The sequence below is a fragment of the Pararhizobium sp. A13 genome (assembly GCF_040126305.1).
In the GTDB taxonomy this organism is placed as follows: Bacteria; Pseudomonadota; Alphaproteobacteria; order Rhizobiales; family Rhizobiaceae; genus Pararhizobium.
On the sequence record NZ_CP149510.1, the window covers coordinates 2,272,688 to 2,287,919 of the forward strand.

Below are 15,232 nucleotides of genomic sequence, written 5' to 3' on the forward strand. Positions count from 1 at the left end.
AACGCCGCCGCGCCGCTGCCGGGCCTTGTCAGCGCGCTTCATATATCCGTTTGAGGGCCACCAGTAACGCGTCCATCTCCGCAAGCGAAAAGAGGTCAATGAAACGCTGTTCGTGCATGTCGATAAGCTTGCGCGCCCGCGCGAGCATCGCGCTTCCTGCCTTCGTCAGATGGAGTTCCTGACGCCGCCGATCTGCCGCGGAGGGCCGCCGCTCGATCAGGTCGCGGGCTGCCAGCCGATTGACGAGGGCCATCATGGTCGCCCGGTCGGTGCCGAGCGTATGGGCGAGGTCGATTTGCGAGGCGCCCGGATTACCTGAAATCAGTTCCATCACCGCGAGTTGCTTCTGCGTCAGGGCGAGCTCCTCCATGGTTTCAGCGAAGTCGCGATAGATTGCGACGTGCGCCATGCGCAAATGAAACCCCAAGAGATCGCCAAGCCGGCCGACATCGAGTCCCGGCGTTGCGGGAACGTCCTCGCTCTCAAAATCGTCTCGCGGTGGTTTTGTGCCCATCGTTCTGTTCTCGCCTCGCCAAGCCTCATAACCATCAAAATCAGCGGGTTGGTCAATATCCGTATTGCGGCGGCCGGCAATATTTCCCCGCGCCCATTCGAACGATCGGCTTTGCACCGAGCAGCCTCTTGCATCCCGCCAAAAAAATATTAGTATGTGTTACATACAATTTAAATGCCTGCCGCGGAGGGGCGGCGGGCATGGGAGGAGAAAATGGCACAAACCTTTTTTGGGATGGCTTCGCCGGTGGATTGCGGACTGGTGAAGGACGATCCGATCCTCTACCGCGCCCGCGTCGCGCCGGATCGTCCGGCCCTGTTCGAGATCGCCACCGGCAGGCAGCTTACCTATGCCGGGCTCGATGCCCGCATCGCCCGCTGTGCAGGATTCTTGAAAGAGGTGCTCGGGCCGCCGCAGGACGGCGCGCGTGTCGCCATGCTGGCGCGCAACTCGATGGATTCGATCGTGCTTGCCTTCGCCTGCCAGCGCGTCGGCGCCGTTTATGTGCCGCTCAACTGGCGCCTCAACGCTGCCGAGCTTCGGCCGATCCTTGCCGATTGCACGCCCGCTCTCCTCGTCCACGACGAGGAATTTGCGGCAACCGTGGCCAGCATCGCGAGTGCCGTTCCGCAGATGACGACGCTATCGACCGCTGACGGCCCGGATGGGCTCGCCGCGCGGATCGAGGCAGGCGCTCCGGCCGGACCGGTGTCCGTCGGCGCCGACGCGGCTTGCGTCCTTCTCTACACGTCGGGCACGACGGGACAGCCGAAGGGCGTCATCATCACCCGTCGCAACGCCTTTTTCGCCGCCGTCAATTTTTCCTTCGTCGGAGAGATCGGACCCGGTACCGTTGCCCTGTGCGACCTGCCGTTCTTCCACACGATCGGGCTGATCGCGGTCGCCCGAACCACGTTGATGCTGGGCGGCACTCTCGTCATCTCCGACCGCTTCACGCCGGCCAGAACGCTCGCAGCACTTGCCGACCGGCAGCGCGCCATTACCCATTATTTCGCCGTGCCGCAGATCGCCCTCGCGCTGCGCAACGATCCCGCCTATGGCGCCGCCGCTCTGGCCGGCCTTCACGCGCTGTTCGTCGGCGGCGCCCCGCTCACCCAGGCGTTGATCGAAAGCTATCTCGATGATGGCGTTGCGCTGGTCAACGGTTACGGCATGAGCGAGGCCGGAACCGTGCTGCATGTGCCGATCGACCGGCACGCGGTGAAGGACAATCCCGGCAGCGTCGGTCTTCCCGCGCCGTTGCTCGACATTCGCATCGTCGACGAGGACGGTAGCGATGCGAAGGAAGGCGAGATCGGCGAGCTCTGGCTGCGCGGGCCGGCGGTGACGCCCGGCTACTGGAACAAACCGCGGGAAACCGCTGCCGCCTTCGCCGACGGCTGGTACCGCACCGGTGATCTCGGCCGACGCGAGGCAAACGGCTTCTATCGCATCGTCGACCGGCTGAAAGACATGTATATCAGCGGCGGCGAGAATGTTTACCCCGCCGAAGTCGAAGCGGCGCTCGCAAGCCATCCCGACGTGCTCGATGCCGCGGTGGTCGGCGTTCCCGACAGCCGCTGGGGCGAATGCGGCGTCGCCTATATCGTGCTGCGGCCCGGCGCGATGGCAACCGGCGAACAGATTGCCGGCCATTGCGCCGCACGGCTCGCCGCCTTCAAGCGCCCGGCTCGCTTCCTCATTGTCGAGACCATTCCCCGCACCGCCTCCGGCAAGGTGCAGAAACATGTTCTGCGCCAGTTCCATTCCGACGAAACCCTTCAACGACAAGCATTGTGAAGCGGCCCCGGCCTTTCACCCCGAAACCTATGGAGTACCCCTATGACTGAAATGAAATCGCCGGTTCTGGTCGAATTCGACAACGGCATCGCCTTCGTGACCCTCAACCGTCCGGAAAAGCGCAATGCGATGAACCCGGCGCTGAATGCCCGGATGCTCGAAGTGCTCGACGAGCTCGAGGGCGACGAGCGCTGCGGCGTGCTCGTTCTGCGGGGTGCCGGCGAATCCTGGTCGGCCGGCATGGATCTCAAGGAATACTTCCGCGACAACGACGGCAAGCCGCGCGATGCCACGCTGAAGGCGCGGCGCCAGTCCGGCGGCTGGTGGAGCCGGCTGATGTATTTCGAGAAGCCGACGATCGCCATGGTCAACGGCTGGTGCTTCGGCGGCGCCTTCACGCCGCTCGTTTCCTGCGATCTCGCCATCGCCGCCGAGGAGGCGAATTTCGGCCTCTCCGAAATCAACTGGGGCATCCTGCCGGGCGGCAACGTCACCCGCGCGGTCGCCGAGGTGATGCGCCATCGCGACGCTCTCTATTACATCATGACCGGTGAACTTTTCGGCGGGCGCAAGGCGGCCGAAATGGGCCTCGTCAACGAGGCGGTGCCGCTTGCAGACCTAGAAACCCGGGTCCGCAAGATCTGCGCCAGCCTGCTCGAAAAGAACCCGGTCACCCTGAAGGCCGCCAAGGACACCTACAAGCGCGTGCGCGACCTGCCGTGGGACCTCGCCGACGATTACATCTACGCCAAGCTGGAGCAGATGCTGTTTCTCGACAAGACCAAGGGACGCGACGAGGGGCTGAAGCAGTTCCTCGACGACAAGACCTATCAGCCAGGGCTCGGCGCCTACAAACGCGCCCGCTGAGGCAACAGGCCCGGCTCGCCGGGCCGTTCGCAGGCTGATCATCGGGAGGAGGAAGAACATGAAAATCAATGCCGCGGTGGCGCGTGCGCCGCATGTGCCGTTTTCGCTGGAAAGGCTCGATCTGGAGGAGCCGCGCGAGGGCGAAATCCTGGTCCGCGTGGTGGCGACCGGGGTTTGCCACACCGATATCGTCATGCGCGACCAGCACCTGCCGGTGCCGCAGCCGGTCGTGCTCGGCCATGAAGGCGCTGGCATCGTCGAGCGTGTCGGGCCGGGCGTTGCCAAGGTCGCGCCGGGCGATCATGTGGTCATGACCTTCAACTCCTGTGGCCATTGCCCGAGTTGCCATGACCATGCGGAAACCTATTGCCACGAGTTCTTCCCGCGCAATTTCTTCGGCTCGCGCGCCGACGGTTCGAGCGGGCTCTCCTGTGAAGGCGTGCCGGTCCACGGCAACATTTTCGGACAATCCTCCTTCGCCAGCCACGCGCTTTGCCATGAGCGCAATGTCGTGAAAGTGCCTGAAGATGCCGATCTGGCGCTGCTCGGGCCGCTCGCCTGCGGCATCCAGACCGGCGCCGGCGCGGTGATGAACGCGCTCAAGGTGGAGCCGGGCAAGGTGCTGGCGGTCTTCGGCATGGGCTCGGTCGGGCTAGCCGCCGTGATGGCGGCGCGGGTCGTCGGCGCGTCGCGGATCATCGCCGTCGACGTCAACGAGACGCGCCTTGCGCTTGCGGCGGAGCTTGGCGCGACCGACAGTGTCAACGGCAAGGCGACGGATGCGGTCGCCGCGATCATGGCCTTGACCGGTGCCGGTGTCGACTATTCGATCGATGCCTCCGGCGTCCCGGCCGTCATCGACCAGTGCGTGCGCGTGCTCGCGCCGCGCGGCACCTGCGGCATCGTCGGGGCTTCGCCTGCCGGCGCGACGCTGACGCTCGATCTCATCCATATCCTGTCCGGCGGACGCCGTGTCCGCGGCATCGTCGAGGGGGATTCCAATCCGGATGTGCTGATCCCGCTGCTGATCGACCTCCACCGGCAGGGCCGCTTCCCCTTCGACAGGCTCGTCACGTTCTACGATTTCGCCGACATCAACCAGGCGGTGGAGGATTCGCAAAAAGGCATCGTGCTGAAACCGGTCGTGCGCCAGCCGGCCATCTGACACCGTTCAAGGGAGGAAACAATGAACACCGTCACCCCGATCATCGCCGCCGATACCAGTCCCGATGCCATGAAGGCGCTGCTTGCCCGGCAGCGGGCATCCTTCCTCAAGAAAGGGCCACCCAGCATCGAGACCCGCATCGATCGCATCGACCGCGTCATCGCCCTTCTCGTCGACCACAAGGACGCGATTGCCGCGGCACTTTCGCAGGATTTCGGCAGCCGCAGCGTCGAGGCGAGCCTGCTTCTCGATGTCTTCACCTGCGTCGGCTCGCTGAAATATGCCAAGGCCCATGTCGCCGAATGGCTGAAGCCCGAAATGCACGAGGCATTGTTCCCGGATGCGGTGGCCGAGGTCGTCTATCAGCCGAAGGGGGTTATCGGAATCCTGAGCCCTTGGAATTTTCCCTATCAGCTCGCCCTTGCGCCGCTTGCCGGCATTCTCGCGGCCGGCAACCGCGCCATGATCAAACCGTCCGAGGTCACACCGGCCTCGGCAGCGCTGATGGCGGAGCTCATCGCCGGCGCCTTCGACGAAACGGAAATCGCCGTCGTTCAGGGTGGCCCGGCCACAGGCACAGCCTTCACGAGCCTTGCCTTCGACCACCTGATCTTCACCGGAGGGACCGCGATCGCCCATCATGTCATGCGCGCGGCGGCGGAGAACCTGACGCCGCTGACGCTTGAACTCGGCGGTAAGTCGCCCGTCGTCATCGGCCGTTCGGCCGATCTCGCCGATGCGTCGCGTCGCGTCATGACCGTCAAGACGCTGAACGCCGGCCAGATCTGCCTTGCACCGGACTATGTCTATGTGCCCGAGGAAAGCGTCGACGCCTTTGCCGAACACGCGGTCGCAGCGGTCGGCGCCATGTATCCGGCGCTGAAGGAAAATTCGGACTACACCTCGATCGTCAATGCCCGCCACCATGCCCGCGTCGTGGGCTTGATCGATGATGCAAGGACCAAGGGCGCGCGCATCATCGAGATCAATCCGGCGGGGGAGAATTTCTCCCAGCAATCCGCCCACCGCATCCCTCCGACCCTGATCCTCGACCCGACGGAGCAGATGCGCGTGCTGCAGGAGGAAATCTTCGGACCTGTGCTGCCGGTCGTTCCCTATCGCGATATCGCCGACGTCATCGGCCGCATCAATGCCAGGCCGCGCCCGCTCGCTCTCTACTACTTCGGCCAGGATCAAGAAGAGGAGGCCCGTGTCCTTGACAATACGACCTCGGGCGGGGTGACGGTCAACGACTGCATGAGCCACGTCACGGCGGAAGGCCTGCCCTTCGGCGGCGTCGGCCATTCGGGCATGGGTGCCTATCACGGCAAGTTCGGTTTCCTGACCTTTTCGTACCCCCGGGCGGTCTACCACCAGAGCAAGATGGTGGAAGCGGAGTACATGATGCGCCCGCCCTTCGGCGATGCCATGCGTGGCTTCCTGGCCGCAGCGATCTGCAAGTAAATACGCGCCGGACATCGATGCCGCTTGGCTGAAGGGGCCGGCGCGGCCGCGCACCTTTCGTTGCTGTCATCACCGCCATCGGCCACGTAGCCGATGGCTTCGGCGTCAATTCGCACGCCTTTCAGAACCGCTCCGGCCCAAGCGCAACAAAAACTGCATTGCGGCTTGGTTGATAACACACGTATTGCGCGCAGATTTTTGATGCAGTGCAGCGACGAAGTTACTTGACGCGGCAGGCTTTTGGCAGTTCCATCGCAACTGATCTGGTGGACCAACCAGTGGGTCAGTTGGAGCGATGACGGCGATGAACGAGAGCCCGATACTCACGCAGATGCCGAAGGTCGGGCAGAGCCTCGACCGCCGCACGGCGCGCGATGTCATCGTCGACAAGCTGATGGTGCTGATCGCCACCAACATGCTGCGCCCCGGCGACGTGTTGCCGGGTGAACGCGAACTCGCCAATGTGCTTCACGTCAGCCGGGAGACGGTGCGTGGCGCCATCCAGACGCTTGCCGCGCGCGGCATCGTCGAGGTGTCCCAGGGCAGCCGCACGCGGGTCTGCGATGTCGATCTCAGCCATCTCACCGTTACCATCGCTTCGCCCAACGCCATCGACAGCTACGATCTCGAGGACGTTCATGCGGCCCGGCTGCATATCGAGCTGAAGGTCGTCGGCGATGCGGCCGAGAGGATTGACCAAGACACCATGAGCAAGCTCAGAAGCCTGCTCGACGCGCAGAAGCTCTGTGGCGACGACGCCATGCGCTTCCTCATCTGTGACCGCGAATTCCATGTGGCGATCTACCGGGCCTGCGGAAACCCGCTGCTCTCCGATTTCGTCACCGATCTCTACACCTACATGATGAACTACCGGCGCAGCGCCATGTCACGGCCGGGCGCCATAGACGCGAGTTACGACGACCACATCGAGATCGTGGAAGCGCTGGCCCGGCGCGACCGGGACGCGGTTGTCGCGGCATTTCGCCAGCACCTCACCCGGATCTACGACACGACGAAGGAACTGCTGACGTGAGGGAGCAATTGAGGTGGGAAAAGAACAAGAGCGGGACGGCCGGCTGATCCTGCTTGTGCAGTGATTTCAAAAGGCAGCGTCCTTTGTGCGTCGTATTTGACGCGCGGCGCTGGCGGGCGGCAGACAGGGAGATTGCCGAGAATGCATGTCATGGTGATTGGAGCGGCTGGAATGATCGGCCGCAAGCTGGTGGAGAAGTTCGCCTCGAAGGAAGACGCGCTTGGCTACGATATTTCCAGCCTGACTCTGGTGGACGTCATCGAGCCGCCGGTGCCGCCGTCGCTGTCGGCCGTCGCAACGCCGCTTGCGCTTGATCTTTCAAGGGACGGCGCCGCTGAAAAACTCGTCGCCTCGCGGCCCGGCGTGATCTTCCATCTCGCGGCGATCGTTTCCGGCGAGGCGGAGGCTGATTTCGACAAGGGCTACAAGGTCAATCTTGACGGAACACGGGCGCTCTTCGAGGCGATCCGCCATGAGGGGCTGCGGGAGCCCTACGTTCCGCGCGTCATCTTTGCCTCGTCGATCGCCGTTTTCGGGCAGCCGTTCCCGGAAAAGATCGGCGACGAGTTCTTCACCACGCCGCTGACGAGTTACGGCACGCAAAAGGCGATCTGCGAACTGCTGCTTGCCGACTATTCGAGGCGCGATATTTTCGACGGCGTCGGCATCCGACTGCCGACGATCTGCGTCCGCCCGGGCAAACCCAACAAGGCGGCGTCCGGCTTCTTCTCCAACATTCTCCGCGAGCCGCTCGCCGGTCAGGAGGCAGTGTTGCCGGTCGATGAGGACGTGCGCCACTGGTTTGCGAGCCCGCGCTCGGCGGTTGGCTTCTTCGTCCATGCCGCGCGGATGGATACGTCCTTGATCGGGCCGAGACGCAATCTGACCATGCCCGGACTGTCCGCCCTCGTTGGCGAGGAGATCGAGGCGCTGCGGCGCGTCGCCGGTGAGAAGGCGGTCAAACTGATCCGCCGGAAGCCGGACCCGGTGATCCGCTCCATTGTCGCAGGCTGGCCGACCGATTTCGATGCGCGGCGCGCGGCCGAACTCGGTTTCACGGCCGAGACCAACTTCGACGAGATCATCAGGATCCATATCGAAGACGAGCTCGGAGGACAGGTCTGACATGGCGCATGGTTCGAAGTCCGGCGACGGCAAGATTGCATTGGTGACAGGCGGCGGCACCGGTGTCGGACGCGGCATCGCCGAAGCCCTGAGCGCCGAGGGTTACACCGTCGTCATCACCGGCCGGCGCGCCGAGGTGCTCGAAAAAGCCGCAAGCGACATGGCGTTGCAAACGGGCGGCACCGTGCGGGCGGTCAGGGCCGATATCGGCGATCCCAATGCGGTCGCCCGCCTTTTCGAAGCGATCCGGACCGAGTTCGGCCGGCTCGACCTCCTGGTCAACAATGCCGGCTCCAACGTGCCGCCCGTGCCACTGGAAGAGGTGACCTTCGACCAGTGGAGCGGCATTCTCGCCGCAAACCTCACGGGTGCCTTTCTCTGCACGCAGCAGGCGTTCCGGTTGATGAAGGCGCAGGCGCCGCGTGGCGGAAGGATCATCAACAACGGCTCGATCTCGGCCCAGGCGCCGCGGCCGAATTCCGCTCCCTATACCGCGACGAAGCATGCGATCGCGGGGCTGACCAAGTCGACGGCCCTCGACGGGCGGAAATATGACATCGCCTGCGGCCAGATCGATATCGGCAACGCCGCGACCGACATGACGTCGAAGATGAATTCCGGGGTGTTGCAGGCAAATGGCGAGACCGCCAGCGAGCCGACGATCCCCGTCGCGCATATCGCCGACGCCGTCATCTACATGGCGGGCCTGCCGCTCGACGCCAACGTGCTGACGATGACGGTGATGGCGACGAAGATGCCGCTGGTCGGGCGGGGGTAAGAGCAGTCGAGGAAACCGGGCGGCGTCCGAGAACGGCATGAGGAGAGGCCGCCGGACGACTGCCGATTTCAGGTGAAACTCATGTGGGAGGATAGCATATGGCAGGCGTTGATTTCGTCGATGTCAAAAAATCATTCGGCGCCTTTCCCGTCATCAAGGGTGTGAACATCGAGATCGAGGATGGCGAATTCGTCATCCTCGTCGGCCCGTCCGGCTGCGGGAAATCGACGCTTCTGAGAATGCTGGCGGGTCTCGAAAACATTTCGGCCGGCGAGATCCGCATTGGCGACAAGGTGGTCAACGCGCTGCCGCCCAAGGATCGGGATATCGCCATGGTGTTCCAGAACTATGCGCTCTACCCGCACATGACGGTCGCCGACAACATGGCCTTCTCGCTGATGCTGAACGGCTCGCCGAAAGCCGACATCGACAAGCGCGTCGGCACCGCAGCGGGCATTCTGGGGCTTTCCAAACTGCTCGACCGCTATCCGCGCCAGCTCTCCGGCGGCCAGCGCCAGCGCGTGGCGATGGGCAGGGCGATCGTGCGCGATCCGCAGGTGTTTCTCTTCGATGAACCGCTGTCCAACCTCGATGCGAAACTGCGCGTGGCAATGCGCGCCGAGATCAAGGAACTGCACCAGCGGCTGAAGACGACCACCGTCTATGTGACGCACGACCAGATCGAGGCGATGACCATGGCCGACAAGATCGTCGTCATGCATGACGGCATCGTCGAGCAGATCGGCGCGCCGCTCGATCTCTACGACAGCCCCGCCAATCTTTTCGTCGCCGGTTTCATCGGCTCGCCGGCAATGAACATGATCAAGGGCAGGCTCGACCCGCAAAATCCGAACAGCTTTATCGCAACCGATGGCATGGCATTGCCGGTCGCGCGGCCGCCATCGGCGGCAACAGGGCGCGATCTGATCTACGGCTTGCGGCCGGAATATATGTCGCTCGACCCGAACGGGTTTGCCGTCACCGTCGCGGTCATCGAGCCGACCGGCTACGAAACCCAGCTGATCGTTCGCTTCGGTGGAACCGACGTCACCTGCGTTTTCCGTGAGCGCGTGACCGCCCGGCCGGGGGAGGCAATCCACCTGTCGATCGATGCCGATCATGTGCACCTGTTCGACGCCCAAACCGGCGTACGGCTGATCGACTGATACCGCCCCGTTTTGCCGCTGCGTGAGGGAAGAGGAGCCCTCGCGCATCCGATTTCGGGTCGGCGTTTCCGGCAATGCCGGAAGCCATCGCCTCAGCATTCGCCAGACGGGACGGCGGGTGCCGAAACGGACGATGTCCCGTGTCACCCAGGAGGAGCATTATGACTTTCAAGAGACGTGATTTTCTTGCCGCATCCGCCGCGGTCGCGGGCATGGCCGGCCTTTCGCCTTTCGGCATCCGTTCGTCTTTCGCGCAAGGTGCGGAGCCGACCTACAAGCCGGAGGAAGGGGCAAGCCTGAGACTCTTGCGCTGGACACCCTTCGTCAAGGGCGACGAGGATGCATGGCTTGCCAACACCGCGAAATTCACCCAGGCGACCGGGGTCGAGGTCCGCATCGACAAGGAAAGCTGGGAAGACATTCGCCCGAAAGCGGCCGTCGCCGCCAATGTCGGTTCCGGGCCGGATATGGTGATGTGCTGGTTCGATGACGCCCATCAATATCCCGACAAGCTCGTCGATCTGACCGAACTTGCCAATTACCTCGGCGGTAAATATGGCGGCTGGTACGATGGCGTGAAGGGTTATGCGTCGCGCGAAGACAAGTTCATCGCCATGCCGCTGACGGCCATCGGCAACGCGGTCTGCTACCGTGACAGCCACATGAAGGCGGCCGGCTTCAGCGAATTTCCGAAGGACACCACCGGGTTCCTCGAACTGTGCAAGGCCATGAAGGCCAAGGGAACGCCCGCCGGCTTCCCGCACGGCAAGGCCGTCGGCGACGGCAACAACTATGCCCATTGGCTGCTCTGGAGCCATGGCGGCAAGATGGTCGATGAAGGCGGCAAGGTCGTCATCAACAGCCCCGAGACGCTGAAGGCGATCAACTATGCCAAGGCGCTGTACGAGACCTTCATTCCGGGCACCGAGAGCTGGCTCGACATCAACAACAACCGGGCCTTCCTGGCGGGCCAGGTGTCGCTGACGGCGAATGGCGTCTCGCTCTATTATGCGTCGAAGAAAGACCCTGCGATGGCGGAACTCTCGGCCGACATCCGCACCACGAACTTCCCCGTCGGTCCGGTCGGCCAGAGCGTCGAACTGCATCAGACGAGCTCGCTGCTTTTGTTCAACCACACGAAATACCCGGAAGCGGCCAAGGCCTATATCAAGTTCATGATGGAGGCCGACCAGATGAATGCCTGGATACAAGGCTCCAGCGCCTATTGCTGCCAGCCGCTCAAGGCTTTCGCCAACAACCCTGTCTGGACGTCCGACCCGATCCACGCGCCCTATGCGCGCGCTTCGGAAACGCTGCGCCCGAACGGCTATGCCGGCCCGCTCGGCTATGCGTCCGCCGGGGTGATGGCCGACTATGTGCTGGTCGACATGTTCGCCACCGCGGTCACCGGGCAAATGACGCCGGAAGAGGCGGTTGTCGAGGCCGAGCGCCGGGCAAACCGCTACTACCGGGTCTAAATCCCAAGGCGGCCCGCATGGGCCGCCCAGACTGGGTATCGGCGGAAATGCCCCCGCCGATACCCGTTCCCCAATGTGTCATACGGGAGATGTCCGATGTCCACAGTGTCATCCAGGAAGCCGCCATCCGCGATGGCCTCGCTCATGCAGAACAGGAACATGATCGGCTTCCTCTTCATGCTTCCGGCCGCCGTCTTCCTTGTCTGCTTCTTGACCTATCCGCTCGGTCTTGGCGTCTGGCTCGGCTTCACCGACACACGCATCGGCCGCGACGGGGTGTTCATCGGGCTCGAAAACTACATTTTCCTCGCCGAGGACTCGGTCTTCTGGCTCTCGGTCTTCAACACGCTTCTCTACACGGTCGTGGCGTCGATCCTGAAATTCGTCTTCGGGCTCTGGCTGGCGCTGCTGTTGAATGAAAACCTGCCGTTCAAGTCCTTCTTCCGGGCGATCGTGCTCTTGCCCTGGGTCGTTCCGACCGTGCTTTCGGCACTGGCCTTCTGGTGGATCTACGATGCGCAGTTCTCGATCATCTCGTGGTCGCTGATGCAGCTCGGCGTGATCGACAGCCCGATCAACTTCCTGGGCGATCCGACAAATGCCCGGGCCTCGGTGATCGCCGCCAATGTCTGGCGCGGCATTCCCTTCGTTGCCATTTCGTTGCTGGCTGGGCTGCAGACCATTCCGGCCTCGCTGCAGGAGGCGGCGTCGCTGGACGGTGCGACGAGCTGGCAGCGCTTCCGATATGTGACACTACCGATGCTGACGCCAATCATTGCCGTGGTCATGACCTTCTCGGTGCTGTTCACGTTTACGGACTTCCAGCTCATCTACGTGCTCACCAAGGGTGGGCCGGTCAACGCGACGCATCTGATGGCGACGCTGTCCTTCCAGCGCGGCATTCCGGGCGGACAACTGGGCGAGGGGGCCGCGATCGCCGTGGCGATGATCCCGTTCCTGCTTGCTGCCATCATGTTCAGCTTCTTCGGCCTGCAACGCCGCAAATGGCAGCAGGGCGGCCAGGATTGATTGGGGGAGAATGACGATGACCACGACCGTGAAATCCGAAGACGCCGTTCTCACCGACGATGTACAGGGCATGACCTATCTCAACCGCCTGCCGCGCAGGATCGTGATGGTCTATCTGCCGATGGCGGTGTTCGTCTTCGTGCTGCTCTTTCCGTTCTACTGGATGGCGATCACGGCGGTGAAGCCGAATTCGCAGCTGACCGACTATAACAACTACAGCCCCTTCTGGGTGGTCGGCCCGACGCTCGATCATATCAAGTACCTGCTGTTCGAGACCTCCTATCCGGGCTGGCTGTGGAACACGATGCTGGTGGCGACCTGCGCGACGTTTCTCTCGCTCGCCGCTTCGGTCTTTGCGGCCTACGCGATCGAGCGGGTGCGGTTTTCGGGCTCGCGGCCGGTGGGTCTGATGATCTTTCTCGCCTATCTCGTGCCGCCCTCGATCCTGTTCATTCCGCTAGCCTTCATCGTCTTCAAGTTCGGCATCTACGATTCCAAGCTGGCGCTGATCTTCACCTATCCGACCTTCCTCATTCCCTTCTGCACCTGGCTGTTGATGGGCTATTTCCGGTCGATCCCGTTCGAACTCGAGGAGAGCGCGCTGGTGGACGGCGCGACGCGCTGGCAGATCCTGATAAAGATCATCCTGCCGCTTGCCGTCCCCGGACTGATCTCGGCCGGTATCTTCGCCTTCACGCTTTCCTGGAACGAGTTCATTTATGCGCTGACCTTCATCCAGTCTTCGGAAAACAAGACCGTGCCCGTCGGCGTGCTGACGGAACTGGTCCGCGGCGACGTGTTCGAATGGGGAGCGCTGATGGCGGGCGCGCTGTTCGGCTCGCTGCCGGTGGTGATCCTTTATTCCTTCTTCGTCGACTATTACGTGTCGTCCATGACCGGGGCGGTGAAGGAATGAAGACCCTCAAGTACGACAGCGCGTTCAATCGTGGTCGTGGTCGTGATGCGACGGCAGGTCGAGGCCGAAGGTCTTGGTGAGATCGGCCACCTGCGCCGGGCTGAGATAACGGGGGTTGAGGTTGCGCAGCAGCAGATAGAGCTTCGCCGTCTCCTCCAGTTCCTCCGTCGCGAAAACCGCCGCCTCCAGGCTGTCGCCGGCAACGACCGGCCCGTGATTGGCCAGAAGCACCGACGAATATTTCCCCGCCAGCCCGCGGATCGCGTCGGCCACGGCCGGATCGCCGGGACGGTAATAGGGCACCAGCGCGGTTTCGCCGGCACGCATGAGATAATAGGGCGTCATCGGCGGCAGGGCGGCGCGCGGATCGATCTCCGGCAGCATGGTCAGCGCCACCGCGTGGGTGGAGTGAAGATGGACAATGGCGCGGGCGCTGCCGCGTGTGTCATAGAGGGCAGTGTGAAGCGGAATTTCCTTGGTCGGCTTGTCGCCGGACAGAAGCCGGCCTTCGGCATCCAGCCGTGAGATGCGGGCCGGGTCGAGGAAGCCGAGCGAGGCGTTCGTCGGCGTCACCAACCAGCCGCCATCCTCCAGCCGCTGCGATATATTGCCTGACGAACCGGGCGTCAGCCCGCGCTCGAACAGCGAGCGGCCGTAGCGGCAGATTTCCTCACGCAGGCGCGCGTCTGACATTGCAGTTCCTCCGGTATTAGGCGGTTGCCCCTTCGATCAGTTCAAAACCGAGATCGACGACCTGGGGTGGCGCATTGGTGACGACCAGCTGTGCTGCCACTTGTCCGGTCGCGACGCGCGGCGTGCGGATGGTCGACAGCGGCTGCGGCGTCGCGCGGCCGATATCGAGGCCGTTATAGCCGAAAATGGCGAGCTGCGAGGGGATCGAAATCCCCCGCGCCAGACAATGAAAATAACCGCCCAGCGCCATGTCGTCGTTTGAGAAATAAACGGCGTCGAGATCGGGCGTTCGGGCGAGCAACAGCTCCAGCCCCAGCCTCCCGTTCTCCACGGACGATGCTCCGGAGAGAATTTCGCGGTCGGCGAGGGGCGCATCGCCCGCCGCGAGCGTTTCGCAAAAGCCGGAAAACCGCTTGCCGGCGCGGGTATCGCGGTTGAGGTCGTGACCGACATAGCCGATCCGGCGATAGCCCCTCTTGAACAGAAAGGCGGCACTTTCGCGTCCGGCCGCGCGGTTCGAGAAACCGACCGCCATATCGAGAGCATTACCGTCCACATCGAGCATTTCCACGATCCGGCAACCGCTCGCGCGCAGCATCTTCACTGTGCCCTCGGTGTGCTCGTATCCCGCCAGCATGACCGCCGCCGGCCGCCAGGCGAGCATCGCGGCCGCAAGCGCTTCCTCCTTCTCCGGATCATAATCGGTGACGGAGAAAACCGCCTGGTACCGGTTTTCCTCGAGAATGGCACTGGCGCCGCGCAGCACATCGGGAAAGACGATGTTGGACAGCGAGGGAATGACGAAGGCTACAAGACGCGAACCGGTGGAGGCCAGCGTTCCCGCGATCCGGTTCGGCACATAGCCCAGCCGCTCGACCGCAGCCATCACCCGGTCCCGGGTCTTGCCGGAAAACGAACCGTGGTTGCGCAGCACGCGCGACACCGTGCTCTCGCCGACACCGGCCGCGTCTGCGACCTCGGCAAGCGTTACCGTCGCCTGATGTTTGAATTCCACAGTCACTCTTGAACCCAGCGCTTTCGGGCGGCTTCCTCACCGGCGGCATGTCCACGCGATGATGCACCGGCACCATTTTTCACCGCTGCCGCCAAGAAGCAAGATTTTTTTGGCAGCGCTACCAATTTCATGTTGGCAGCGCTGCCAAAATGGATTAATGAAAATGGCAGCGCTGCCAAAAAATGGCTT

Annotated in this window: 14 protein-coding genes; 11 read left to right on the top strand and 3 right to left on the bottom strand. The window is 63.2% G+C overall.

The annotated features are described in order from the left end of the window. Positions 1-28 precede the first annotated feature (28 nt). The gene (locus WI754_RS11010) at positions 29-514 is read right to left on the bottom strand and encodes a MarR family transcriptional regulator (protein ID WP_349433395.1); all 486 of its coding nucleotides are present in this window, start codon (positions 512-514) and stop codon (positions 29-31) included. Between the two features lie 213 nt (positions 515-727). On the opposite strand from WI754_RS11010, the gene WI754_RS11015 reads away from it, so the two are divergent. The 11 genes from WI754_RS11015 (at position 728) to WI754_RS11065 (ending at position 13,335) form a co-directional block, all read left to right on the top strand. After that, complete coding sequence (locus WI754_RS11015) at positions 728-2,314, top strand: AMP-binding protein (protein WP_349433396.1); 1,587 nt, start codon at positions 728-730, stop codon at positions 2,312-2,314. A 42-nt stretch (positions 2,315-2,356) separates the two neighbouring features. Next, positions 2,357-3,181 carry a p-hydroxycinnamoyl CoA hydratase/lyase gene (locus tag WI754_RS11020; protein ID WP_349433397.1) on the top strand — a complete coding sequence of 275 codons (825 nt, stop codon included), beginning with the start codon at positions 2,357-2,359 and terminating at the stop codon, positions 3,179-3,181. Positions 3,182-3,239: 58 nt separating this feature from the next. Continuing rightward, the gene (locus tag WI754_RS11025; RefSeq protein ID WP_349433398.1) at positions 3,240-4,346 is read left to right on the top strand and encodes an NAD(P)-dependent alcohol dehydrogenase; all 1,107 of its coding nucleotides are present in this window, start codon (positions 3,240-3,242) and stop codon (positions 4,344-4,346) included. A 21-nt stretch (positions 4,347-4,367) separates the two neighbouring features. Then, positions 4,368-5,810 carry a coniferyl aldehyde dehydrogenase gene (locus WI754_RS11030; protein WP_349433399.1) on the top strand — a complete coding sequence of 481 codons (1,443 nt, stop codon included), beginning with the start codon at positions 4,368-4,370 and terminating at the stop codon, positions 5,808-5,810. Between the two features lie 304 nt (positions 5,811-6,114). Further along, positions 6,115-6,843: a FadR/GntR family transcriptional regulator gene (locus WI754_RS11035; protein ID WP_349433400.1), complete on the top strand. Its 729-nt coding sequence runs from the start codon at positions 6,115-6,117 to the stop codon at positions 6,841-6,843. A 141-nt stretch (positions 6,844-6,984) separates the two neighbouring features. Continuing rightward, positions 6,985-7,968, top strand: coding sequence for a D-erythronate dehydrogenase (denD, locus tag WI754_RS11040; RefSeq protein ID WP_349433402.1), 984 nt, complete (start codon positions 6,985-6,987; stop codon positions 7,966-7,968). A 1-nt stretch (position 7,969) separates the two neighbouring features. After that, on the top strand, positions 7,970-8,746 hold the full coding sequence (locus WI754_RS11045; protein WP_349433403.1) for an SDR family oxidoreductase: 777 nt from the start codon (positions 7,970-7,972) through the stop codon (positions 8,744-8,746). Positions 8,747-8,844: 98 nt separating this feature from the next. Continuing rightward, positions 8,845-9,912 (top strand): sn-glycerol-3-phosphate ABC transporter ATP-binding protein UgpC, encoded by a 1,068-nt coding sequence (ugpC, locus tag WI754_RS11050; RefSeq protein WP_349433404.1) that lies wholly within the window; start codon positions 8,845-8,847, stop codon positions 9,910-9,912. A gap of 161 nt (positions 9,913-10,073) precedes the next feature. Next, positions 10,074-11,390: an ABC transporter substrate-binding protein gene (locus WI754_RS11055; RefSeq protein ID WP_349433406.1), complete on the top strand. Its 1,317-nt coding sequence runs from the start codon at positions 10,074-10,076 to the stop codon at positions 11,388-11,390. Between the two features lie 96 nt (positions 11,391-11,486). Beyond that, complete coding sequence (locus WI754_RS11060; RefSeq protein ID WP_349433407.1) at positions 11,487-12,419, top strand: sugar ABC transporter permease; 933 nt, start codon at positions 11,487-11,489, stop codon at positions 12,417-12,419. 16 nt (positions 12,420-12,435) lie between these two features. Beyond that, the gene (locus WI754_RS11065) at positions 12,436-13,335 is read left to right on the top strand and encodes a carbohydrate ABC transporter permease (RefSeq protein ID WP_349433409.1); all 900 of its coding nucleotides are present in this window, start codon (positions 12,436-12,438) and stop codon (positions 13,333-13,335) included. Between the two features lie 24 nt (positions 13,336-13,359). On the opposite strand, the gene WI754_RS11070 is transcribed toward WI754_RS11065, so the two are convergent. Both WI754_RS11070 and WI754_RS11075 read right to left on the bottom strand, forming a co-directional pair. Then, entirely contained in the window at positions 13,360-14,028 is a 669-nt protein-coding gene (locus WI754_RS11070) for an aldolase (RefSeq protein ID WP_349433410.1), read from the bottom strand. 16 nt (positions 14,029-14,044) lie between these two features. After that, positions 14,045-15,043 (bottom strand): LacI family DNA-binding transcriptional regulator, encoded by a 999-nt coding sequence (locus tag WI754_RS11075; protein ID WP_349433412.1) that lies wholly within the window; start codon positions 15,041-15,043, stop codon positions 14,045-14,047. Positions 15,044-15,232 lie beyond the last annotated feature (189 nt).